The sequence below is a fragment of the Paraburkholderia sp. Tr-20389 genome, assembly GCF_017104565.1.
Classification (GTDB): Bacteria; Pseudomonadota; Gammaproteobacteria; order Burkholderiales; family Burkholderiaceae; genus Paraburkholderia.
On the sequence record NZ_JAAGPD010000048.1, the window covers coordinates 62,585 to 83,956 of the forward strand.

The window sequence follows — 21,372 nt, forward strand, 5'->3', positions numbered from 1 at the left end:
CTCCATGTAGTGCTTGATTTACCTGAGCGTACGCAGCCCGCCCGGGGTTTCGATGTCGGCGGCGAGGGCAGGCGCGCCGTCCGTGCTTTCCAGCGCGATCAGCGGTGCTGCGCCGAGCCATTGCAACTGCTGCACGACGATGTCCGCCTGCGGATGCCAGCCCTTCAACGCTTTCAGCGCGAGGCCGGTTTCCGGCAGAACATCGGACGGATGGCGCGGCGTGTCCCACTGGATCAGCGACGGCACCACGCCGCCGCCCGCGTCCTGCCACGCCGGGAACGCGCCGTCGTCGGCGACCGTCAGGCTCCACGTGAAATCGCCGCGCGTCATCGGCACGACGGTCGAAATGCGCGCGGGATACTGCTGTTGCCACAGCGCCAGATTCTTCGGCCGTTCCACGCGTGCGACCCAATGCGACAGATACGGCCCGCTTTCCAGGCGGGCGTGCGTCGCGGGATCGTCGAGCGCGAAGAGTCGCGCACGGGCGTTCGCGGGCTCGTCGGCGCCGGGATCGATCGCAATCACTTCCAGATACGCGCCGCCCCACAGGTTCAGCAGCCGGTTGTGCGTGCGCATCGACGGATGCGCGCCGCCGCCCGAAGGCGCGACGCCGAGCGTGTCGGCGACGTATTGCGTGCCCTCGTCGAGGGTGCGTGCGGAAACAACGAGGTGATCGAGTCGAAGCGTGTGTGCTGTCATGTCTGCAAGAGGACGGTCGTTCTGCTGGAGGACGCGGCGGCGGGCAACGATCGGTTGCGCACCGGGCGGCCTGGGTCAATCCGTAAGAATAACCGTTCGGCTTGCGGCCCGGCCATGCGCAGTGCGGCATAGCCGGTGTCAGCGGGGTTTGCGCCGCGATCGGATGGCGCGGGCAAGCAGGTCGTCGATACGTGGGAAATGCGGAATCTGGAATCAAATGTACCGACAGTGACCGGCACAGTAACGGTACAATCGCTGCGATACTGTTCGGTACAGTTGTCCTGTCGTCTGATGGACTTCTGTCCGGGTCTCGGGTACAGCCGGTCGTCCCGCTGTGCGCCCAACCCGACGTTGCCCTTGCAGCACACCGCTGGAGTCCGCCATGTCCGTCCCGCTCGACCTGATTCCCGCCCCACACGATGCCTCGGCGCTCACGCTCGTCGATCAGCTCGTGCAGTGGGCGCGCCGCCGCATCGAGGAGCGCGTGTTCCGTCCCGGCATGCGCATGCCGTCGATCCGCAAGCTCGCGCTCGACAAGGGCGTGTCGCGCTTCACGGTCGTCGAGGCGTACGAGCGGCTCGTGGCACAGGGCTATCTGGATTCGCGGCGCGGCTCGGGTTTTTACGTGCGCGAGCGGCTGGCGGGCGGTCCGCTGCCCATCGAGCGCCGCCTGTCGGCCCATGAGGCGGCCGAAACCGCGCCCGCGCCCAGCACGATCGACGTCGTCTGGCTGCTGCGCAACATGCTGCACACGTCGACGCGGCCCGAACGCGGGCCCGGGCTCGGCTATCTGCCGTCGCGCTGGCTCGACGGCGAACTGATCACGGGCGCGCTGCGCACGCTCGGCCGGCAAAGCGGCGCGCAGATGCTCGGCTTCGGCACGCCACAAGGCTTTCTGCCGCTGCGCCAGCAATTGCAGACGCGGCTCGAGGAACTGGAGATCGGCGCGTCGCCGGAACAGATCGTGCTCGTATCGGGCATTACGCAGGCCATCGACCTGATCGCGCGCCTTTACGTGCAGCCGGGCGATGCGGTGATCGTCGGCGATCCGGCGTGGTTCCAGATGTTCGGCCGCTTCGCGTCGCAAGGCGCGCGGCTCGTCGGCATGCCGTACACGCCCGACGGCCCCGATCTCGACGTGCTGGAAACGCTCGTGCAGACGTGGCGGCCGAAAATGCTCGTGATCAATTCCGTGCTGCAGAACCCGACGGGCACGTCGCTGACGGCGGCGCAGGCGTTCCGCATCCTGCGGCTCGCGGAGGAATACGACTTCATCGTCGTCGAAGACGATATCTACGGCGACCTGTGCCCGCCGGGCTTTCCCGCCACACGCCTCGCGAGCCTCGATCAGCTCAAGCGCGTGATCTATCTGGGCAGCTTCTCGAAGACGCTCGCAGCGAACCTGCGGGTCGGCTTCATCGCATCGTCGCCGGACGTGGCGAAGGCCGTCACGGACCAGAAAATGCTGGTCGGCATGACCACTCCGGAACTGAACGAGCGCGTGCTCTACAAGATCCTGACGGAAGGGCACTACCGGCGGCACGTCGAACGGCTGCGCGCGCGGCTCGACACGGTGCGCGACAAATCCGTGCGGATGCTCGAAAAAACGGGTCTGCGGATGTTCCAGACGCCCGCGGCGGGCATGTTCGTGTGGGCGGACACGGGTGTCGATGCCGATGCGCTGGCGGCGGCCGGCCACGAGGAAGGGTTTTTGCTGACACCGGGAAGCCTGTTCTCGCCGCAGCAGTCGCCCACCACGTGGATGCGCTTCAATGTCGCGAATTGCGGCGATCCGGCGCTGCCGGCGTTTCTGTGCCGCTATCTGGACGGTGTCGCGCGGCGGGCTTCATAAACCTCTTGAATCCGTGGCGCGCGCCCCCATTTAACAGCGCAACGTCTGTAACGCGCGCCGTCTACACAGACCGGTTTGGCTTCGAATCCCCGAATCAACCTGCAATAGAAGAGGAACACTGACCATGGCACAAGAAACCATGAGCTTCCAGGCAGAAGTGAAACAGCTTCTGCACCTGATGATTCACTCGCTGTACAGCAACAAGGAAATCTTCCTGCGCGAACTGATTTCGAACGCATCGGACGCGGCGGACAAGCTGCGCTTCGAAGCGATCGAAAACAACGCGCTGTATGAAAGCGATCCGAACCTGCGCATCCGCGTGTCGTTCGACAAGACCGCCCGCACCATCAGCATCGACGACAACGGCATCGGCATGAGCCGCGACGAGGCGGTCGCGAATCTCGGCACGATCGCGCGCTCGGGCACGAAGGAATTCTTCGGCAAGCTCTCCGGCGACCAGCAGAAGGACGCGGCGCTGATCGGCCAGTTCGGCGTCGGTTTCTATTCCGGCTTCATCGTCGCGGACAAGATCACGGTCGAAACGCGCCGCGCGGGTCTGCCCGCAGCGGAAGGCGTGCGCTGGGTGAGCGCGGGCGAAGGCGACTTCTCGGTCGAAACGATCGAGCGCGCGCAGCGCGGCACGACGATCACGCTGCATCTGCGCGCCGACGAAGACGAACTGCTGTCCACCTACAAGCTCAAGTCGATCATCCAGAAGTATTCGGATCACGTCGCGCTGCCCATCCTGATGCAGAAGGAAGAGTGGGACGCCGAAAAGAGCGAGATGGTCGCGAAGGACGAAGACGAGACCGTCAACCAGGCGAGCGCGCTGTGGACGCGCGCGAAGAGCGACATCACGGAAGAGCAGTACAAGCAGTTCTATCAGCATCTGTCGCACGATCACCAGGATCCGCTGACGTGGACGCATAACCGCGTCGAAGGCCGCAGCGAGTACACGCAGTTGCTGTACGTGCCGGCACACGCGCCGTTCGACATGTGGAATCGCGATCATCGCGGCGGCCTGAAGCTGTACGTGAAGCGCGTTTTCATCATGGACGACGCCGAGCAACTGCTGCCCACGTATCTGCGCTTCGTGAAGGGCGTGGTCGATTCGGCGGATCTGCCGCTGAACGTGTCGCGCGAACTGCTGCAGGAAAGCCGCGACGTGAAGGCGATCCGCGAAGGCGTGACGAAGCGCGCGCTGTCGATGCTCGAAGAACTGGCGAACGCGGAAGAAGCCGAAGGCAAAGAAAAGTACACGACCTTCTGGAAGGAATTCGGCCAGGTGCTGAAGGAAGGCATCGGCGAAGACTTCTCGAACAAGGAACGCATCGCGAAGCTCGCGCGTTTCGCGTCGACGCACAATGACTCGTCGGAGCAGAACGTGTCGCTGACGGATTACGTCGCGCGCATGAAGCCCGAGCAGTCGAAGATCTACTACGTCACGGCGGATACGTATCAGGCCGCGAAGAACAGCCCGCACCTCGAAGTGTTCCGCAAGAAGGGCGTCGAAGTGCTGCTGCTGACGGATCGCGTCGACGAATGGATGCTGTCGTTCCTGACCGAGTTCGACGGCAAGCCGCTGCAAAGCGTCGCGCGCGGCGACCTCGATCTGGGGCAGCTGAACGATGAAGAAAAAGAGGCGCAGGAGAAGGTCAGCGAAGAGCTGAAGCCGCTGGTCGAGCGCATGAAGGAAGCGCTCAAGGACAAGGCGAAGGACGTGCGTCTGACGTTCCGCCTGACGGATTCGCCGTCGTGTCTCGTCGCCGACGAAGGCGACATGAGCGGCTACCTGCAGCGCATGCTGAAGGCGGCCGGCCAGAACGCGCCGACGTTCCATCCGATTCTCGAAGTGAATCCGGAACACGCGCTGGTCAAGAGCCTCGCCGCCGACAACGCGCATTTCGACGACTGGTGCCATCTGTTGTTCGACCAGGCGCTGCTTGCGGAAGGCGGCTCGCTCGAAGATCCGGCGAGCTTCGTGAAGCGGACCAATGCGCTGCTGCTGGCGCGCTGATGCTTTAGCTGATTCGCGATGGTGACAATGCGCTGCTTCGGCAGCGCATTTTTTTTGCCTGCGAGGCCGGCCGAAGGAACTCAACGCACCGGCGATCCGCGTTCATGATGGCGTACCTGCGCAAGCACCGAACCCGCCAGTTCTTTAGCTTCGGCGCACGCGTGATGATCGGCGAGCACATGCGCGGCGAGCTTGCCGATTGCTGTGCTCGTCTGTTTGCTGGTGTGATGTTGCGCGAGCGCCGAACCTGCGAGTTCCTTTTCGGTTTTGGACGCGCCGTCGCGTCGTAGCACGATGGCGGCGAGATGCGCGATGCGGTTCGAGGTGGATTTGTCGTTGGCGATCAATGGAGGCTCCTGGGCGTCGGGATGGAGGGGCGAGCGTCTTGCGCTCACGATCCATGTTCACGCGTTGCGAGTGGCGCCGGATGCGGACCTGCCTGAAACGCACAGCCGATGGTTCCGCAAAAGTTCGCGGCATATTCACCCGAAAGGTCCGCGTTTTCCTCGCCCCCTATAATGCGGACCATGCCTATCCGTTTCGATGCTGCCGACGCGCACTGGCGCGTCGCGCCCCTCCCAGGTTTCTCGCCCGATCAGAAAGACTGGCTCACGCGCGGCGGTTCGCTGACGGCGCACCTGCGCACGCTCGGCGCTGTCGCCGTGCGCGTGACGCGCGAGGCCGTCGACCTGCCGTTCGACGACGAATATGGTGCGCTCGGCAGCGCGCCGCGCACGCCCGTGTGGGTGCGTGAAGTGGTGTTATCGGTGGACGGCACGCCGTACGTGGCCGCTCACAGCATCGTGCCGCTCGCGGCGAGCACGGGTGTCTGGCAGGCGATGCGGCGTCTGCGTACGCGGCCGCTCGCGGAACTGCTGTACAGCGATAGCAGCGTCTCGCGTTCGTCGCTGGTGAGCCGTCGCGTGACGGCGCGGCATTCACTGTACGGGATCGCTTCGCGCGATATCGAGAACTCACGGCCGCATGCCTTGTTCGCGCGACGCTCGGTGTTCGAACGCTACGGCGAGCCGTTGATGGTGACGGAAGTCATGCTGCCCGCGTTGTGGGCGCATCTCGCTGCGCGCGATGACGGGTATGCGCGCGTCCAGCAGCCGGTGCCGCGCGATCACGGTCAGGCGCTCGATCACACGGCATCGCGTGCCGACGTCAACGCGCGGCGCGATGCGAAGGGTGAAGGCAAGCATGGAGGCGCACGCTGATGCTGCGCGGCTTTCCACCCGTCGTCGCCGAGAGCACGCATACGCTGATACTCGGCAGCTTTCCGGGTGAAGCGTCGCTCACGGCGACGCAGTACTACGCGCATCCGCGCAACCAGTTCTGGCGCCTGCTCGGCGCCGTGATCGACGAGCCGCTGCCCGAACTCGATTACCCGACGCGCCTCGAGCGCGTACTGAAACATGGCATCGGCGTGTGGGATGTGCTGGCCGCGTGCACGCGCGAGGGCAGCCTCGACACGGCGATCCGCAACGCGACGCCGAACGATTTCGCGTCGTTCCGCGAGTACGCGCCGCTGCTGAAGAAGGTCTGCTTCAACGGCAAGACGGCGGGGCGCTTTGCGCCCGTCATCGCCGCGGCAGGCTATGAGACCTTGGTCCTGCCGTCGTCGAGTCCGGCGAACGCGACGCTTTCGTTCGAGCAGAAGTTGGGAGTTTGGCTGCTAGTACTCGATTGAATTGAGAGAGCAGGAAGACATTAGGATTCAATTCGGCCGGAGCCTTGCAGGAGAATGCCGAAGTGCGAAGTGCGAAGTGCGAAGTGCGAAGTGCGAAGTGCGAAGTGCGAAGTGCGAAGTGCGAAGTGCGACGTTTCAGTTACGGGCGTATCGGTTGAGTAGTTCGAAGGGCGGAGAGGTCATTTCTTATTCAGCTTGGGGCCTAGTGTTTCAATGAGCTTGGCTTCAATTTGCAGACGATCGCGCTCATTTTCTGCATTCAATATTGACACTAAGTCCTTGTCCTTATAGTAGCCGCTACTAAAGTGAGCGGCCATTCTTGTGCGGATGTTGCCGCTCTGCCCAACATACATGATTTCGTCTCGAGTGATGACATATACCGCGCCTGCAGACGGAAGACGTGCTCGCTCTGAAATATGGATGAAATTGCCAATTGAACGGGCAGGTTGTGCGGCGAATTTCTCCTCGACCAGTAGTGCTTGCAACCGTGCAAGCTCGGCCTGTGCGGTTGAGTACGTGTTAAGTAGGAGATGGTGATTTTGGCGGATTCGCTCGATCTCGATTTTGGTGGCTTCTATCGCCGGAAGAAATAAACTCTCCCTTTCGTGTGCAACCGAGCTCAGATACTCGTGAAGCATTGAGCGAATGCTGTTCAGTAGGTTGTGTTCGCGGGTGATATGCTTGTCAAGCGCTGGATTGATCTTGTCTTTCTCGGCGGCGGTACAACGATTGGCCGACATATATTTGTAGGCTTCGGCATTCGCCTCGATTTCGGCGAGTACGTCATGCATCTTCCCTCTCAATTCCATCCACAGGTTACGACTTTCGATTCTCGGCGACGATTCATGTTTCGCGCGATCCTCCGTCCTTTGCGCTTCGCCTAGGGAAAGATCGGTCAGATAGCGATAAGGAGCGAACGGATTTTGTGTCTTCAAATCCCAATTGCTTACCGTGAAAAGGTGGGTCGCCTCAAATTCACGGAGTTCATTCTCCGTGCGAACGACATCGCGGTGCGCATGCTGTAGGGTGGTCGACATGGTGATTGTGTGAAGAGGGGGCGTAGGCGAATAAACTGAATCGGCAGTTTCTAGACGGCGATCGGCGCAGCGGTCGAACTCGGCTCGCGAACTATTCGAGTCGCTACCGATCTCTTCCTGTTCTCGTAAGGTACAGTAGAGACAAACGGTGGGGCGTTATGCGCCGATCATCGCTGCGGCGGGCTACCAGACCTTGGTCCTGCCGTCTTCCAGCCCCCGCCAATGCTATCCTCTTGTCGACCAAAAATTACGCCTGTGGCGCGGTATTCTTACATAACGAAGATGTGGTTATACGTTCCACCGGGCGTGTTTCCGCATTGCGTTCACCTTGAGATAATCTCGAATGGCTTGGCTGGAAATGTCACGAACACCCGACGGTCGCCCTCAAGATTGGCGGGTCGGGGATTGTTTTTGGTCGCCACGCAAGAATTCTGCGGGTCGACCGTGGGCCTTTTGGGAGACGATGCAAAAGGTTCGGGCTGGCGATGTTGTGTTCCATCTTTGTGGGGAATCGAATCGGGCTGCGTTCACGGGTTGTTCCATCGCAGCATCAGACTGTATTCTGCTTGACGAGGGGCCGGCGGGTCCGAGCGAACTCTACAGGGTCGAACTGACGAATTATCAGTCTTTTCCAAGCCCGTTATTGTTAAAAGATGTTTTTACAGTTAACGACAATGGGTTACGCGCATACTTTGAATCCAACCGCAACAAGAGTGCGGACAAGGAGCGGCTCTTTTATGTGATTCAAGCGGGGCGTGTCCAATGTCTAAACGGTGCGTATCTTTCGTTTATAAGCGACGAACTATTGGCCCTGTTATTTGGTGTTGACGCGCGTGTCACGCCGACCAGTTCTAGCGCTGTTGCGGCGCGCGTTACTGCGGGCGTGGTGTTGAGTGAAGTCGCTCGTAGGGTAGGGCAGCAGGGATTCGCTCGCAACGTTAAAGCGAATTTTGGCAACTCTTGTTGCTTTCCTGGTTGCGCCGTAAGTGACCACCGATTTCTGGTCGGCGCGCACATTGCAAAGTGGGCTGATAACCCGGAGCTTCGCGGAGAAACGTCGAATGGACTGTGCTTATGTCTCGTGCATGATAAAGCATTTGAATTAGGTGCTTTCACGCTGGATAAGCAGGCCCGTGTCGTTCTCGGCAAAGGCTCCTTCGGTAGCCCGTGGTTGACACCACAATTAGAAGCCGCTGCCGGCAAGCCAATCTTGGCAGGCTCGATCGGTCTTTCACTGGAAGCTCTTGCACATCATTGGCGGGCGCACGGTTTCGCGTTGGATGCGACCGTGGCACTTTGATGTTGGTAGTGTCAGCTGAGATCGTTGATGAATGGTAGCAGTAGTTTGACTACCGTCCGTACGGTTTGGACAGGATATCGCTACGGGACCCTGGTCCTGCCGTCGTCGAGCCCCGCCAATGCTATCCTCTCGTTCGACCAAAAATTGCGCCTGTGGCGCGACATCCTCACATGACGAAACTGATCAAGCGCGCTTCGGCCGAGGCGCGTGCTTTCCGCAGCAAGCCATCCGCAGGCTCGAAGCAGACCATCTCGCGCGCGAAAACCCGCGCTGCCCGTGACGAAGATGATTTCGCCGACGTCGCCAAGGCGTCGCTGATCGAAGCGCCGCGCAAGCCGCGTTTCGCGCCCGTCACGTTCTCGGAGGAGGGCGGGGTGCGCTATCTGCACTTCGGCACGGAATGGGTGCAAGGCGCGATGCGTCTGTCGAAGCCCGATCACATCGAACTCGAATACGCCCAGCAGATGATGGCGTGGCTGCTGTTCCTCGAAACGCCGAAGCGCATCGTGCAGCTCGGCCTCGGCACCGGCTCGCTGACGAAGTTCGCACATCGCTTCCTGAAGCGCGCGCAGGTCGAAGCCGTCGAACTGAATCCCGCTGTCGTGATCGCCGCGCGCACGATGTTCAGCCTGCCCGCCGACGACGCGCGCCTCACCGTGCGCGAAACCGATGCGTGGGAGTTCGTCAACGACCGCGCGAATCACGGCACCGTCGGTGCATTGCAGATCGATCTGTATGACGCGACCGCGCGCGGCCCGGTGCTCGACAGCGTCGCGTTCTATCGCGCGGCGCGCGCGTGTCTGACACAAGCGGGCGTCGTCACCGTCAACCTGTTCGGCGATCATCCGAGCTTCGTGCGCAACATGAAGCGCCTGAACGAAGCGTTCGACGGACGCGTCGTCGCGCTGCCCGAGGTGCACGACGGCAACCGCATCGCAATCGCGTTCTCGGGTCCCGCCATCGACGTGCCGTTCGCGCAGTTGCAGGAACGCGCGAAGCTGATCGAGACGCAGCTCAAGCTGCCCGCACGCAAGTGGGTCAAGGGTCTACAGGAATCGACGGGCCAGAACGGCACGTTCTCGATCTGACGCGCATAGGATCACCGCGCTTCACAACGCTCGCGGCACCCCAGTGAGCCCCGCGCTGGTGCAATACCAGCGCGCCTCGCGCAACCGCCATGCCCAGTCCGGCATGGCGGCCACCTCTCCCATTCAGCCGGCATCGCGACACGTTGCTCAACGCAGCAACGGATGCGTCCGCTTGCGTATCCGGTCTCACACTCTGCGACGTTTCGCCTATTGACAACACCGTTGCGTCTAGGGTCACCCCTGCTTGACCGGTCGTTCGCCACTCCGATACTCTTTCGATGCTTTCGGGGCGCCCACGCAGCTATCCGCCGCTGGGTCCATCAGCCCGCCAGACGCGGGACACAATTCAATAAAAGGAAAGAGGAGACGTCATGGCTCACGACGCCGCCGCCAACAAGGCCAGCAAGCACTGGCTATGGCTGTTGCTGTTACCCTGGATCGCGATGATCTGGGTGCCGTCCTACAACAAGGTCGAACCGCAGCTGTTCGATTTCCCGTTCTTCTACTGGTATCAGCTCCTGTGGGTGCTGATCAGCGCGGTGATCACCGCGCTCGTGTACTTCAAGACCAAGGCTCCGAAGGGAGGCGCACGATGAACGCCACCGCAACCTTCGTCTTCGTTCTGTTCTTCATCGGCGTCACGATTCTCGGCTTCGTCGCCGCGCACTGGCGTCGCGGCGATCTCGCGCACCTGGAAGAGTGGGGCCTCGGCGGCCGGCGCTTCGGCACGGTCGTCACGTGGTTCCTGCTGGGTGGCGACCTGTATACCGCCTACACCTTCGTGGCCGTTCCCGCCCTTGTGTTCGGCGCGGGTGCGACCGGTTTTTTCGCGCTGCCCTATACGATCCTGATCTATCCGTTCGCGTTCGTCGTGTTCCCGAAGCTGTGGAGCATCGCGAAGCGCCAAGGCTACGTGACCTCCGCCGACTTCGTCAGCGCACGCTACGGCAGCCGCATGCTCGCGCTCGCCATCGCCGTGACGGGTATCGTCGCGACGATGCCGTACATCGCGCTGCAACTGGTCGGTATCGAAGTGGTGATCGGCGCGCTCGGTTTCGACACGAAGGGTTTCGTCGGCGACCTGCCGCTCATCATCGCGTTCGCGATTCTCGCCGCGTACACGTACACCTCGGGTCTGCGCGCGCCGGCCATGATCGCCGTCGTGAAGGACGTGCTGATCTACATCACGATCGCCGCCGCGATCATCGTGATTCCGCCGCAACTGGGCGGCTTCGGCCATATCTTCAGCGCGGTTCCGCCCGCCAAGCTGCTGCTCAAGGCGCCGGACGTTGCGAGCCTGAACGGCTATAGCGCGTACGCGACCCTCGCGGTGGGATCGGCGCTCGCGCTGTTCCTGTATCCGCACTCGGTGACGGCGATTCTGTCGTCTTCGTCGGGCAACACGATCCGCCGCAACATGGCGATGCTGCCCGCGTACTCGCTGGTGCTCGGTCTGCTTGCGCTGCTTGGCTTCATGGCGCTCGCAGCAGGCGTGAAGGACATGCCGGAGTTCGCGCCGTACTTCAAGGCCTTCGGTCCGAACTTCGCGGTGCCCGCGCTGTTCCTGCACTTCTTCCCGTCGTGGTTCGTCGGCGTCGCGTTCGCGGCGATCGGTATCGGCGCGCTGGTGCCGGCCGCGATCATGTCGATTGCAGCCGCGAACCTGTATACGCGCAACATCCACAAGGAGTTCGTGAACCGCAACATGACGCACGAGCAGGAGACGAACATCGCCAAGCTCGTGTCGCTGATCGTCAAGGTCGGCGCCGTCGCGTTCATTCTCGGCCTGCCGCTGACGTATGCGATCCAGTTGCAGTTGCTCGGCGGTATCTGGATCATCCAGACGCTGCCCGCGATCGTGCTCGGCCTCTACACGCGCGTGCTCGACTATCGCGGTCTGCTGCTCGGCTGGGCGGTGGGCATCGCCGTCGGCACGTGGATGGCGATCTCGCTGAAGCTGGCAGGTTCGATCTATACGATCCACATCGGCGGCCTGGCGATTCCGGGTTACGCGGCTGTCTGGTCGCTGATCGTCAACCTCGTGGTGTCGGTCGTGGCGAGCCTGCTGGTGCGTGCATTCGGCATGAAGCACGCCGAAGACCGCACGCGTCCGGAAGACTATCTGGATGTGCATGAGGCCTGAGCGCGCGGCCTGATCTCACGTGTCGCACACGAAGCCCGCAGCCAAAATGCTGCGGGCTTTTTCGTTTATGCTCGTGCGGTGGCTGTCTCTGCATGCTGGCTCGCGCATGCGCGCCGAACCCACGTGAGATCATCGATGGCTCTCGCCGATCCGCAACCGAATTCGCCACGCGAGCCGCCTCCGGGCGCGCCGCCGGAAACGAAGGACACCGTCACCGCGCGTCTCGCGCCGCGCCGCACGCGCATCGGCCGCCTCGTGCGCGCCGTCACGTCGCCGTATTACCGCTATCGCCACGCAAAGTTCTTCCATAGTCTGCGCGTGGGTCTCGCGATGCTCGTGTCGATTCTCGCGACGACGGGTATCGACATTCCGCACGGCATCTGGTCGTCGGTCACGCTGCTGGTGGTGATCGGCGGTTTGCAGCATCACGGCAACATCCGCAAGAAGGCGGCCGAGCGCGCCGCGGGCACGCTGCTCGGCGCCACGCTCGGTCTCGCGTTGATCCTGCAGCAAAACCTGTTCGATTCGCTGACGCTCACTTACGTGCTGATGTCGGTAATCGCCGCGATCTGCGCGTGGTTCGCGATCGGCAGCGCCGGCTATGTCGCGCTGTTGACGGCCATCACGATGTGCATCGTTGCGGGCCACGGCGACAACATGATCGACACGGGCCTGTGGCGCACGCTGAACGTGCTGATCGGCATCGTGATCGCACTGGCGTTTTCGTTCGCGCTGCCGCTGCACGCAACGTACTCGTGGCGCTATCTGCTCGCCGACAATCTGCGCGAGTGCGCGCGCATCTATACGCGGATGATGACGGGCGTGCCGATCGGCGCTGACGAGCAGGTTGCCGCGTTCATCCGCATGGGGAAGCGGCTCGTGCAGTTGCGCTCGTTGATGCCGTCGGTCGCGAAGGAAATCGATCTGCCCATCACGAAGCTCGACGACATCCAGCGCTTGCATCGTTCGATGCTGAGCGCGCTCGAAATGCTGTCGACGGGCACGCTCGCGCATGTCGAACTGCGCGATGCGTTCGCGCAGCAGTGCGGGGAAGCGGCGGGCGCGGTTCGCATGACGCTGCTCGGCGCCGCTCGCGCATTGCGCTTCGCGGGTGCCACGCATTTCCGTATGCCGGAGGCGGCGGCGTCATCGGTGTCTTTGGCTTGTCAACCAACGGCGACGCCTGACAAAGAAACAGCCCCTGATTTGCAGGGGCCGTTGTGGCTCTCGCAGCGCTTCGCGGAGCAGGTGGAGCGCATGCGCGCGATGCTGGCGGCCACGGAAGCGAACTGGAACATCGAAGGCGCGGCGCGCTGAGGGCAGCGCTGTTGCCTCAGCTCGGATGCTTTTCGCCGTCGTGCGGATTGGTGATCATCCACATCACGCCGAATTTGTCGACGACCATGCCGAAGCCCGTGCTCCAGAACGTGGCCTGCCACGGCATCACGACGTTGCCGCCTTCCGCCATCGCGTTGAAGGTCTTTTCGCCTTGCGACGGATCGTCGACGGTGATCGACAGACTATAGCCCGTGTGCGTGCCCGGTGTTTCGTCGCAGTTGCCGTCCGACGCCATCAGTTCCGTCGATCCGATGCGAATCGTGCAATGCATGATCTTGTTTTCGGTGCCGGGACGGATGGGTTGCTGCGGATTCGGCGGTGCGTCCTTGAAGCGCATCTGGAAGAGCACTTCTGCGCCGAGCTTCTCGCCGTAGAACTTCAGCGCTTCCTCGCAACGGCCATTGAAGAACAGATAGGGTTGGACTTGCATCGATGTCTCCTTCGTTGACACGCCGTTCGATGCGAAACCGAACGCACGCGTGCCAACGATTGTAGTCGTCGCTGCAGCGTCGAATGTGAAACTGTGTTGACGGTAGAGCGTGGACCCGCGCACCAACAAAAAGGCGCGCGCAGCCTCGCGGGCCACGCGCGCCTTCGCGCAAAGAATGGACGAAGCGGCTTAGCGCAGCGCTTCGATCACCTTTTCGAGCTTGATCGCATCGGCGGCGAACACGCGGATGCCTTCGGAGAGCTTTTCGGTCGCCATCGCGTCGTCGTTGACGAGGAAGCGGAACGACGCTTCGTCCGTCGGCACGCGCTCGATATCGGCGCTCTTGCTCGCTTCCGGCGACAGCTTGCGCTCGATCTTGTCGTTGCTGTCGTGCAGCTTTTGCAGCAGATCGGGGCTGATCGTCAGCAGATCGCAGCCGGCCAGTTCGAGAATCTGGCTGGTCGTGCGGAAGCTCGCGCCCATCACTTCCGTCGGATAGCCGAACTTCTTGTAGTACGCGTAGATGCGGCGCACCGACTGCACGCCTGGATCGTTCGCGCCGCCGTCACGCGCTTCGTCCCAGTTGCTGCCCGCGCTCTTCTTGTACCAGTCGTAGATGCGGCCGACGAACGGCGAGATCAGTTGCGCGCCCGCTTCGGCAGCGGCGACGGCTTGCGCCAGCGAGAACAGCAGCGTCATGTTGCACTTGATGCCGTCCTTCTGCAGCACTTCGGCGGCGCGGATGCCTTCCCACGTCGACGCGAGCTTGATCAGCACGCGCTCGCGGCCGATGCCCTTCGCGTCATACATCTTGATGAGTTCGTGGGCCTTGTCGATCGACGCCTTCGTGTCGAACGACAGGCGGGCGTCAACTTCCGTCGATACGCGGCCCGGGACGATCTTGAGAATTTCGGTGCCGAAGGCGATCAGCAGGTTGTCGATGATCGCGCCGACGGGCTTCGATGCGTGATCGCGCACGGTCTTTTCGAGCAGCGGCTTGTATTCGTCCTTCTGCACGGCCTTCAGGACCAGCGACGGATTCGTCGTCGCGTCCTGCGGCTTGTACTGCGCGAGTTGCTGGAAGTCGCCGGTGTCCGCGACGACCGTGGTGTATTGCTTGAGTTGATCGAGTGCAGTAGTCATGTCGAGCCTTCGCTTCGAGGCGCACGCGCGCCGAGGTCGAGGAAATGATGACGCGGCGCAAGGCCGCCGTGAGCCGCGCGGCGGCCGGGTGCACGCGTCATCTGCGGTGTCCACGTTGCAGCAGGAAATCTTACCGTGGAACGCCGCCCGATACTTCTATTCTATGGCGGATCGGATGATGCTGGTTTGACACGGCCGGTTTAGGCAGGGCCGCTTCAGGCTGGGCCGCTTTGGCAGGCCCGCATCAGGCAGCGCCTGTTTCCCGCAGTTGCGTAGCATCAGCCGCGCCGCGCGTTCAGCACGGCCTGCGTGACCAGCCCGGCGACGAGTCCCCAGAACGCCGAGCCGATCGACAGCAGCGTGAGGCCCGACGCCGTCACCATGAACGTGACGAGCGCGGCTTCGCGCTGACGTGCATCCTGCATCGCATTCGTGAGGCCGCTCATGATCGAGCCGAACAGCGCGAGCGCCGCGACCGACACCACCAGCGCTTTCGGCAGCGAGCCGAACAGGGCGGCAATCGTTGCGCCGAAAATACCCGCGATCAGGTAGAACATGCCGCACCAGACGGCGGCCATATAACGCTTCGTGCGGTCTTCATGTGCTTCGCGTCCCGTGCAGATGGCGGCCGTGATCGCGGCGAGATTCACGCCGTGCGAGCCGAACGGCGCGAGCAACAGCGAGGCGATGCCCGTCGTCGCGATCAGCGGCGCCGACGGCGTCTGGTAACCGTCCGCGCGCAGCACGGCGATGCCCGGCACGTTCTGCGACGCCATTGCCACGACGAACAGCGGGATGCCGATGCTGATCACCGCCGACAGCGAGAAGGCAGGCACTGTCAGCACGGGCACGGCGAAGGCCACATGAAAGCGGCTGAAATCGAGCAGTCCGAGCGCGCCTGCAACCGCTGTGCCGACGACGAGCGTCGCGACGATCGCGTAACGCGATGCAAAACGCTTGATGACGAGATACGTGAAGAACATCGCCAGCACGAGCGCGGTCTGGAATTGCGCGGCGCGGAAGATCTCGATGCCGATTTCGAACAGGATGCCCGCCAGCAGCGCCGCCGCGATGCCCGCCGGAATCCGCTTCATTAGCGTGTCGAACCAGCCGGTCAGGCCGACCAGCGTCAGCAGCAGCGCGCACACGACGAACGCCCCGACGGCTTCCGGATACGCGACATGCGGCAGCGACGACACGAGCAGCGCCGCGCCCGGCGTCGACCATGCGACGACGATGGGCGCGCGAAAGCGCAGCGACAGGCCGATCGTGCAGAGCGCCATGCCCATCGACAGCGCCCAGATCCACGACGAGATCTGCGCATCGGTGAGATGCGCGGCGCGGCCGGCCTGGAACATCAGCACGAGCGAACTGGTGTAACCCGTCATCATCGCGACGAAACCGGCGACGATGGAGGACAGCGAGGTATCGGTGAACGGCCGCAGCGGCGCGCGGTTCGCGCTCGCGTATTCGGGGGAGGAAGAGGTCATGCTGCGTGTCTCGGTGTGGCGTTGTAGTGTCGCCGGGTAGCGTGCACGACGGACGTGCGCGAAGCAGCGTCCGGCCGCGGCGGGAAGGGCGCCGCGCTCGTGCCGAAGGCGAAAAGCCTGAGATTTTACTTGCTTAGCATACGCATCGCCGTTTCGAGGCCGGCGAGCGTGAGCGGATACATGCGGTGGCCCAGCACTTCGCGTATCACCGACACCGACTGCCGGTATTCCCACAAGCCCTCCGGCTCGGGGTTCAGCCACACGTGATGCGGGTAATGATCGGCGATGCGCCGCAGCCACACGGCGCCCGCCTCGGCATTGTTGTATTCGACCGAGCCGCCCGGTTGCAGCACTTCGTACGGGCTCATCGTCGCGTCGCCGACGAAGATCAGCTTGTAGTCGGGTGTGAACTTGTGAAGCATGTCCCACGTCGCCAGCCGTTCAACGTGCCGGCGGCGGTTGTTCTTCCACAGGAAGTCGTAGACGCAGTTGTGGAAATAGTAGAACTCGAGGTGCTTGAATTCCGCCTTCGCCGCCGAGAATAGCTCTTCCGTGCGCTTGATGTGATCGTCCATCGATCCGCCGACGTCGAGCAGCATCAGCACCTTCACGTTGTTGTGCCGTTCGGGCACCATCTTGAGGTCGAGCCAGCCGGCGTTCGCGGCCGTGCTGCGGATCGTGTCGGGTAGATCGAGTTCTTCGGCGGCGCCTTCGCGAGCGAAGCGACGGAGGCGCCGCAACGCGACCTTGATGTTGCGCGTGCCGATCTCGACCTGATCGTCGTAATCGCGATACGCGCGCTGATCCCACACCTTCACGGCCGTGCGGTTGCCCGACGTGTCGCCGCCTATGCGGATACCTTCCGGGTTGTAGCCGCCGTTGCCGAACGGGGATGTGCCGCCCGTGCCGATCCACTTGTTGCCGCCTTCGTGACGGCCTTTCTGTTCGTCGAAAAGTTCTTTCAGGCGCTCCATCAGCTTGTCGAGGCCGCCCATCTTTTCGATCTGCGCTTTTTCCTCCGCGCTCAGATCGCGTTGCAGCTTCTTTTTCAGCCAGTCGAGCGGCACGTCGAGCGCAAGATCCGCCTTCTGCGCGACGCCGTTGAAATACGCGCCGAACGCCTGATCGAACTTGTCGAAATACTGCTCGTCCTTCACGAGCGTCATGCGCGCGAGGTAGTAGAAGTCGTCCAGCGACGGCTGGATCACGCTTTCCTTCAACGCTTCGAGCAGCGTCAGATATTCCTTCACGGAGACGGGCAGCTTCGCGGCGCGCAGCGTGTAGAAAAAGTCGATCAGCATGCCCTTGTCTCCGGATTTCCGTGTGCTTCGGCCGCCTTTCAGCGGTTATTGCGGTTCATGAACACCAGCCGCTCGAACAGGCTCACGTCCTGTTCGTTCTTCAGCAGCGCGCCGTGCAGCGGCGGCACGATCTGCTTCTGATCTTTCGAGCGCAACGCTTCGGGCGGAATGTCTTCCGCCAGCAGCAGCTTGAGCCAGTCGAGCAGTTCGGAGGTGGACGGCTTCTTCTTCAGGCCCGACACGTTGCGCAGCTCGAAGAAGCTTTCCATCGCGGCGCGCAGCAGGTCCTGCTTGATGCCGGGATAGTGGACCTCGACGATCTGCTGCATCGTCGACGGGTCGGGGAACTTGATGTAATGGAAGAAGCAGCGGCGCAGGAACGCGTCGGGCAGTTCCTTCTCGTTGTTCGACGTGATGATGACGAGCGGCCGATGCTTCGCCTTCACGAGTTCACGCGTTTCGTACACGTAGAACTCCATGCGGTCGAGTTCGCGCAGCAGGTCGTTCGGGAACTCGATGTCGGCCTTGTCGATTTCGTCGATCAGCAGCACCGACTGCTGCTCCGACTCGAACGCCTGCCACAGCACGCCCTTCACGATGTAGTTGCGAATGTCTTTCACGCGCTCGTCGCCGAGCTGCGAATCGCGCAGACGGGACACGGCGTCGTATTCGTACAGGCCCTGCTGCGCCTTCGTGGTCGATTTGATGTGCCACTGCAGGAGCGGCATGTCGAGGGCCGCCGCGACTTCCTCCGCGAGCATCGTCTTGCCCGTGCCCGGCTCGCCCTTGATGAGCAGCGGCCGCTTGAGCGTCATCGCGGCATTGACCGCGAGCTTGAGGTCGTCGGTGGCGACGTATTGCGATGAGCCTTCGAAACGCATGACTGGACGCTCGTTCGGGAAAAATTCCAGTATAAGTCAGAAGCCCTGTTGTGCTCCCGTGGGCTCGCGTAAGGTGTCAGCCGCGTCGGATGGTGCGCGCGGCGCGTGCAAGAGACGGATTTCCGCATGCGGCAATCTGCCGCGCCAAGCCCGGCGCCGGATGTGGCGGGCGCGAGCCGGCGTGCGTGCCGCGCCTTGTCGCGCGGCGCTTTGCCGGCAAGGAGCGCGGGCTCCCTCCGGTGGACGCCCGGCGCGGCGTCGCGGTACAATTGGGCCGATTTTTTTGGCCTGCGTGGCAACCCCGACAAGTACAACGGAGCAGGCCGTTGCCTTTTTGGGCGCCCGTTCCCCCTCAAGCCAGGTTAAAAGAGCTATGAACAGATTCGTCGGCAAACATGTCGTGATCGCAGCGATGTCGGTGCTCGCGGGTTTTGCGGCAACTTCGGCGGCAACCGTGCAGGCAGCGGATATCGTGGGCAACGCCAAGGCAGGCCAGGGCAAGGTCGCGATGTGTATCGGCTGTCACGGTATTCCAGACTATCGTACGGCCTACCCCGAGGTGTACCGGGTGCCGATGCTGGGCGGCCAGAATCAGACCTACCTCGAAAACGCGCTGCACGCCTACAAGAAGGGCGATCGCCATTTCGACACGATGCATGCGATCGCCGTGTCGCTGTCCGACCAGGACATCGCCGACATCGCCGCGTACTACTCGGCGCAGACGTCCTCTTCGAAGAACAATCCCGACAAGTGATCGACGTCGCGTGACAGAGCTCACGTGCTGATCCACTTCGCGGCCGCAACCAGTTTGCATGGGACGGCGGCAGGCGCCAAAGCGCCGGCTCCCGTCGACAAGGAGAATCCATGAAGAAGCATCCCCACGCACTTCATACGGTGGTCAAGGCCGCATGCGCGGCGCTCGCGCTGGCCGGTTTTGTCGTCGCATCGAACGCGAACGCGGCGGATGCCGGCAACGGCAAGGTGCTCTCCGAGAGCCACAACTGCGCGGCCTGCCACGGCCCGAACCTGAACAAGCCCGTGAGCCCCGAATATCCGAAGCTCGCCGGGCAGCACGCCGACTACGTCTACTGGGCGCTGCGCCAGTATCAGATGGGCACGGGCAACCCGCACCTCGGCCGCAACAACGCGATCATGCAGGCGCAGGTGCAAAGCCTGTCGCAGGGTGACATGAAGGATCTGGCCGCGTATATCGAATCGCTGAACGGCGATCTGGTGCAGAAGAAGTAAGCTGCCGCACAGCCAGCCTCGTCGGCCCACGCACCAAAACAAACACCCCGCAAGCGCGGGGTGTTTGTTTTGGTGCGACGGATTCGTGTGTGGCGGGCGTTCGCGGGGTCAGTCGCGCCGTCAGTCGCGTGATGCCCGTCGCTCGATACGTTGCAGATAGGCGTCCGTGTCGGGCGGCGTATTCGTGCGTTGCGCTTCCCAGATCGTTTCGCCGAGGCATTCCATGATCGCGTGCTGCGCGTCGTGCGTGGAGCCGAGCCTCGCGGCGAGCCGGTCGTGTGCGGCGCGAATGCCTGGCGGCTGGTCGATCGACAACTGCTCGCTGATCGCGAGGTGCATCGACAGATGCAGGAAAGGGTTGGTCTGGCCGCGCTCGGGCGAGTAGTCCTGCGCCGATGCGGCCTCGGGGTCCGCGAGTTCGGCGTGGTACTCGGGATGCTCGACGATCCAGTCGGCGGCGATCGCTTCAAGCGGCGTCAGGATTTCACCCGCACGCTGTTTGCGCCAGGTGTCGGTAAAAAAACGGCGGACTTCGTCGCGGCTGGGATTGAACATCGATGGGGTTCGGGCAGTAACGGTGTTGATGGCGCGGCGGCTGTCGCTCCAGACTCTCGACTCGCGCGGAATGTCGATTCATTTTACGCCGCGGCTCGATCGCACGCAGGCGGATGGCGCGCCGCGCGAGCACGGCGAAACCCCGCGCAGCGAATCAAAGGCCGGGCGGCGGCGTCTTCGGCTTGAACTCGCACAGCGGCTCGATCACGCAATGCCAGCACTCGGGCCGGCGTGCCTTGCACACATAGCGTCCGTGCAGGATCAGCCAGTGGTGTGCGTCCTGCAGGAACTCGGCGGGCGTGAATTTCTCCAGCGCCACTTCGACAGCGCGCACGTCCTTGCCGGGCGCAAGGCCCGTTCGATTGGCAACCCGAAAGATGTGCGTATCGACGGCGATGGTCGGCTGGCCGAACGCCGTGTTCAACACGACATTCGCCGTCTTCCGGCCGACGCCGGGCAGGCTTTCGAGCGCTTCGCGCTCGGCGGGCACTTCGCCCGCGTACTGGTCGAGCAGGATGCGGCACGTCGCGATCACGTTCTTCGCCTTCGTGCGGTACAACCCGATGGTCTTGATGTAGTCGGCGACGCCTTCCTCGCCGAGGTCGAACACCTTCCGCGGCGTGTTCGCGACGGGGAACATACGGCGCATCGCCTTGTTCACGGAGACGTCCGTTGCTTGCGCGGACAACATCACGGCGATCAGCAACTCGAACGGCGTCGTGTATTCCAGCTCCGTCTTCGGATGCGGGTTCAGGCTTTGGAGCGTCTCGTAGATCGCACGTCGTTTGGTCGCGTTCATGCGGCGGAGTCAGGAGTTTTTAGGTTGATCGTCGTTCTGCCTGGACGTCGATTCGGAATTGTCTTCCGCAATGCCTAGCCGGCGACGGCGTGCTTCGACTTCATCGATCTGTGCCTGCGTGTCTGCACTGATGTTGGTCGTGTTCTTCGGCCCCAAGCCTTGCGCTGCGTTGTCCTCTTTCTTCTTCCGCGCGCGTTCGAGTGCAGCCTGAATGATCGCGCGTTTCTTCGCTTCGACTACACCGTTGTCTGAGATGCTCCAGAACATGCCGACCAATTTCACTACATTGCTTGAACCCATTACGGAAGCCTCGCCTTGCGGCGATGATCTGCTGTTCTCGGCGGAATTCGATGCGATC

21 protein-coding genes and 3 pseudogenes are annotated in these 21,372 nt (G+C 62.6%); 13 read left to right on the forward strand and 11 right to left on the reverse strand.

The window, feature by feature from the left end:
• Positions 1 to 18: 18 nt before the first annotated feature.
• On the reverse strand, positions 19 to 699 hold the full coding sequence (locus G3N95_RS33315) for a VOC family protein (RefSeq protein WP_205974349.1): 681 nt from the start codon (positions 697 to 699) through the stop codon (positions 19 to 21).
• 382 nt (positions 700 to 1,081) lie between these two features.
• Here G3N95_RS33315 and G3N95_RS33320 point away from each other — a divergent pair, with 382 nt between their 5' ends.
• Both G3N95_RS33320 and htpG read left to right on the forward strand, forming a co-directional pair.
• Positions 1,082 to 2,551, forward strand: a complete 1,470-nt coding sequence (locus G3N95_RS33320; protein WP_205974350.1) for a PLP-dependent aminotransferase family protein — start codon at positions 1,082 to 1,084, stop codon at positions 2,549 to 2,551.
• Positions 2,552 to 2,675: 124 nt separating this feature from the next.
• A complete protein-coding gene (htpG, locus tag G3N95_RS33325) occupies positions 2,676 to 4,568 on the forward strand; it encodes a molecular chaperone HtpG (RefSeq protein WP_205974351.1) in 1,893 nt (630 codons plus the stop codon).
• A gap of 80 nt (positions 4,569 to 4,648) precedes the next feature.
• Here the strand turns inward: htpG and G3N95_RS33330 are convergent, their stop codons facing one another.
• Positions 4,649 to 4,915 carry a hypothetical protein gene (locus G3N95_RS33330; protein WP_205974352.1) on the reverse strand — a complete coding sequence of 89 codons (267 nt, stop codon included), beginning with the start codon at positions 4,913 to 4,915 and terminating at the stop codon, positions 4,649 to 4,651.
• A gap of 180 nt (positions 4,916 to 5,095) precedes the next feature.
• On the opposite strand from G3N95_RS33330, the gene G3N95_RS33335 reads away from it, so the two are divergent.
• Both G3N95_RS33335 and G3N95_RS33340 read left to right on the forward strand, forming a co-directional pair.
• Positions 5,096 to 5,788, forward strand: coding sequence for a chorismate lyase (locus tag G3N95_RS33335; protein ID WP_205974353.1), 693 nt, complete (start codon positions 5,096 to 5,098; stop codon positions 5,786 to 5,788).
• Positions 5,788 to 6,261, forward strand: a complete 474-nt coding sequence (locus tag G3N95_RS33340; RefSeq protein ID WP_205974354.1) for a DNA-deoxyinosine glycosylase — start codon at positions 5,788 to 5,790, stop codon at positions 6,259 to 6,261. The genes G3N95_RS33335 and G3N95_RS33340 overlap by 1 nt, the downstream gene beginning before the upstream one ends.
• Positions 6,262 to 6,440: 179 nt before the next feature.
• Here G3N95_RS33340 and G3N95_RS33345 read toward each other — a convergent pair whose 3' ends face one another.
• The gene (locus G3N95_RS33345; protein ID WP_205974355.1) at positions 6,441 to 7,298 is read right to left on the reverse strand and encodes a hypothetical protein; all 858 of its coding nucleotides are present in this window, start codon (positions 7,296 to 7,298) and stop codon (positions 6,441 to 6,443) included.
• A gap of 142 nt (positions 7,299 to 7,440) precedes the next feature.
• On the opposite strand from G3N95_RS33345, the pseudogene G3N95_RS40740 reads away from it, so the two are divergent.
• The 7 genes and pseudogenes from G3N95_RS40740 to G3N95_RS33375 form a co-directional block, all read left to right on the forward strand.
• Positions 7,441 to 7,575, forward strand: a pseudogene (locus G3N95_RS40740) (DNA-deoxyinosine glycosylase); the annotation flags it as partial.
• Between the two features lie 186 nt (positions 7,576 to 7,761).
• A complete protein-coding gene (locus tag G3N95_RS33350) occupies positions 7,762 to 8,598 on the forward strand; it encodes an HNH endonuclease (RefSeq protein ID WP_205974356.1) in 837 nt (278 codons plus the stop codon).
• Between the two features lie 81 nt (positions 8,599 to 8,679).
• A pseudogene (locus G3N95_RS33355) lies at positions 8,680 to 8,772 on the forward strand (DNA-deoxyinosine glycosylase); the annotation flags it as partial.
• Positions 8,769 to 9,686: a spermidine synthase gene (locus G3N95_RS33360; protein WP_205974357.1), complete on the forward strand. Its 918-nt coding sequence runs from the start codon at positions 8,769 to 8,771 to the stop codon at positions 9,684 to 9,686. The pseudogene G3N95_RS33355 and the gene G3N95_RS33360, both read left to right, overlap by 4 nt.
• 371 nt (positions 9,687 to 10,057) lie before the next feature.
• The gene (locus tag G3N95_RS33365) at positions 10,058 to 10,282 is read left to right on the forward strand and encodes a DUF3311 domain-containing protein (protein WP_205974358.1); all 225 of its coding nucleotides are present in this window, start codon (positions 10,058 to 10,060) and stop codon (positions 10,280 to 10,282) included.
• Positions 10,279 to 11,829, forward strand: coding sequence for a sodium:solute symporter (locus tag G3N95_RS33370; protein WP_205974359.1), 1,551 nt, complete (start codon positions 10,279 to 10,281; stop codon positions 11,827 to 11,829). Before G3N95_RS33365 ends, G3N95_RS33370 begins: the two co-directional genes overlap by 4 nt.
• A 135-nt stretch (positions 11,830 to 11,964) precedes the next feature.
• Positions 11,965 to 13,146 (forward strand): FUSC family protein, encoded by a 1,182-nt coding sequence (locus tag G3N95_RS33375; protein WP_205974360.1) that lies wholly within the window; start codon positions 11,965 to 11,967, stop codon positions 13,144 to 13,146.
• 16 nt (positions 13,147 to 13,162) lie between these two features.
• On the opposite strand, the gene G3N95_RS33380 is transcribed toward G3N95_RS33375, so the two are convergent.
• The 5 genes from G3N95_RS33380 to G3N95_RS33400 form a co-directional block, all read right to left on the reverse strand.
• Positions 13,163 to 13,597 (reverse strand): VOC family protein, encoded by a 435-nt coding sequence (locus G3N95_RS33380; RefSeq protein WP_205974361.1) that lies wholly within the window; start codon positions 13,595 to 13,597, stop codon positions 13,163 to 13,165.
• A gap of 189 nt (positions 13,598 to 13,786) precedes the next feature.
• Positions 13,787 to 14,740, reverse strand: coding sequence for a transaldolase (gene tal / locus G3N95_RS33385; protein ID WP_205974362.1), 954 nt, complete (start codon positions 14,738 to 14,740; stop codon positions 13,787 to 13,789).
• Positions 14,741 to 15,018: 278 nt separating this feature from the next.
• On the reverse strand, positions 15,019 to 16,230 hold the full coding sequence (locus G3N95_RS33390; RefSeq protein WP_205974363.1) for a benzoate/H(+) symporter BenE family transporter: 1,212 nt from the start codon (positions 16,228 to 16,230) through the stop codon (positions 15,019 to 15,021).
• A 125-nt stretch (positions 16,231 to 16,355) separates the two neighbouring features.
• Positions 16,356 to 17,531, reverse strand: coding sequence for a VWA domain-containing protein (locus G3N95_RS33395; protein ID WP_205974364.1), 1,176 nt, complete (start codon positions 17,529 to 17,531; stop codon positions 16,356 to 16,358).
• Between the two features lie 38 nt (positions 17,532 to 17,569).
• Positions 17,570 to 18,412 carry a MoxR family ATPase gene (locus G3N95_RS33400; RefSeq protein WP_205974365.1) on the reverse strand — a complete coding sequence of 281 codons (843 nt, stop codon included), beginning with the start codon at positions 18,410 to 18,412 and terminating at the stop codon, positions 17,570 to 17,572.
• Between the two features lie 373 nt (positions 18,413 to 18,785).
• Between G3N95_RS33400 and G3N95_RS33405 the strand changes: the two genes are divergently transcribed.
• Positions 18,786 to 19,166, forward strand: a complete 381-nt coding sequence (locus tag G3N95_RS33405) for a cytochrome c (RefSeq protein WP_205974366.1) — start codon at positions 18,786 to 18,788, stop codon at positions 19,164 to 19,166.
• 110 nt (positions 19,167 to 19,276) lie between these two features.
• The gene (locus G3N95_RS33410; protein WP_205974367.1) at positions 19,277 to 19,660 is read left to right on the forward strand and encodes a c-type cytochrome; all 384 of its coding nucleotides are present in this window, start codon (positions 19,277 to 19,279) and stop codon (positions 19,658 to 19,660) included.
• Positions 19,661 to 19,780: 120 nt separating this feature from the next.
• On the opposite strand, the gene G3N95_RS33415 is transcribed toward G3N95_RS33410, so the two are convergent.
• The 3 genes and pseudogenes from G3N95_RS33415 to G3N95_RS33425 all read right to left on the reverse strand — a co-directional run.
• Positions 19,781 to 20,215, reverse strand: coding sequence for a DUF1841 family protein (locus tag G3N95_RS33415; RefSeq protein WP_205974368.1), 435 nt, complete (start codon positions 20,213 to 20,215; stop codon positions 19,781 to 19,783).
• Between the two features lie 154 nt (positions 20,216 to 20,369).
• A complete protein-coding gene (nth, locus tag G3N95_RS33420; RefSeq protein WP_205974369.1) occupies positions 20,370 to 21,014 on the reverse strand; it encodes an endonuclease III in 645 nt (214 codons plus the stop codon).
• A 9-nt stretch (positions 21,015 to 21,023) separates the two neighbouring features.
• A pseudogene (locus G3N95_RS33425) lies at positions 21,024 to 21,266 on the reverse strand (electron transport complex subunit RsxB); the annotation flags it as partial.
• Positions 21,267 to 21,372: the final 106 nt, after the last annotated feature.

Excerpts from the sequence above, each read along its gene's own strand:
- G3N95_RS33395 (WP_205974364.1), bottom strand. The coding sequence starts at position 17,531 with ATGCTGATCGACTTTTTCTACACGCTGCGCGCCGCGAAGCTGCCCGTC.
- G3N95_RS33350 (WP_205974356.1), top strand. The coding sequence starts at position 7,762 with ATGCAAAAGGTTCGGGCTGGCGATGTTGTGTTCCATCTTTGTGGGGAA.
- G3N95_RS33320 (WP_205974350.1), top strand. The coding sequence starts at position 1,082 with ATGTCCGTCCCGCTCGACCTGATTCCCGCCCCACACGATGCCTCGGCG.
- G3N95_RS33340 (WP_205974354.1), top strand. The coding sequence starts at position 5,788 with ATGCTGCGCGGCTTTCCACCCGTCGTCGCCGAGAGCACGCATACGCTG.
- G3N95_RS33370 (WP_205974359.1), top strand. The coding sequence starts at position 10,279 with ATGAACGCCACCGCAACCTTCGTCTTCGTTCTGTTCTTCATCGGCGTC.
- G3N95_RS33335 (WP_205974353.1), top strand. The coding sequence starts at position 5,096 with ATGCCTATCCGTTTCGATGCTGCCGACGCGCACTGGCGCGTCGCGCCC.
- G3N95_RS33375 (WP_205974360.1), top strand. The coding sequence starts at position 11,965 with ATGGCTCTCGCCGATCCGCAACCGAATTCGCCACGCGAGCCGCCTCCG.
- G3N95_RS33380 (WP_205974361.1), bottom strand. The coding sequence starts at position 13,597 with ATGCAAGTCCAACCCTATCTGTTCTTCAATGGCCGTTGCGAGGAAGCG.
- G3N95_RS33410 (WP_205974367.1), top strand. The coding sequence starts at position 19,277 with ATGAAGAAGCATCCCCACGCACTTCATACGGTGGTCAAGGCCGCATGC.
- G3N95_RS33315 (WP_205974349.1), bottom strand. The coding sequence starts at position 699 with ATGACAGCACACACGCTTCGACTCGATCACCTCGTTGTTTCCGCACGC.
- G3N95_RS33405 (WP_205974366.1), top strand. The coding sequence starts at position 18,786 with ATGAACAGATTCGTCGGCAAACATGTCGTGATCGCAGCGATGTCGGTG.
- G3N95_RS33390 (WP_205974363.1), bottom strand. The coding sequence starts at position 16,230 with ATGACCTCTTCCTCCCCCGAATACGCGAGCGCGAACCGCGCGCCGCTG.
- G3N95_RS33365 (WP_205974358.1), top strand. The coding sequence starts at position 10,058 with ATGGCTCACGACGCCGCCGCCAACAAGGCCAGCAAGCACTGGCTATGG.
- nth (WP_205974369.1), bottom strand. The coding sequence starts at position 21,014 with ATGAACGCGACCAAACGACGTGCGATCTACGAGACGCTCCAAAGCCTG.
- tal (WP_205974362.1), bottom strand. The coding sequence starts at position 14,740 with ATGACTACTGCACTCGATCAACTCAAGCAATACACCACGGTCGTCGCG.
- G3N95_RS33415 (WP_205974368.1), bottom strand. The coding sequence starts at position 20,215 with ATGTTCAATCCCAGCCGCGACGAAGTCCGCCGTTTTTTTACCGACACC.
- G3N95_RS33345 (WP_205974355.1), bottom strand. The coding sequence starts at position 7,298 with ATGTCGACCACCCTACAGCATGCGCACCGCGATGTCGTTCGCACGGAG.
- htpG (WP_205974351.1), top strand. The coding sequence starts at position 2,676 with ATGGCACAAGAAACCATGAGCTTCCAGGCAGAAGTGAAACAGCTTCTG.
- G3N95_RS33360 (WP_205974357.1), top strand. The coding sequence starts at position 8,769 with ATGACGAAACTGATCAAGCGCGCTTCGGCCGAGGCGCGTGCTTTCCGC.
- G3N95_RS33400 (WP_205974365.1), bottom strand. The coding sequence starts at position 18,412 with ATGCGTTTCGAAGGCTCATCGCAATACGTCGCCACCGACGACCTCAAG.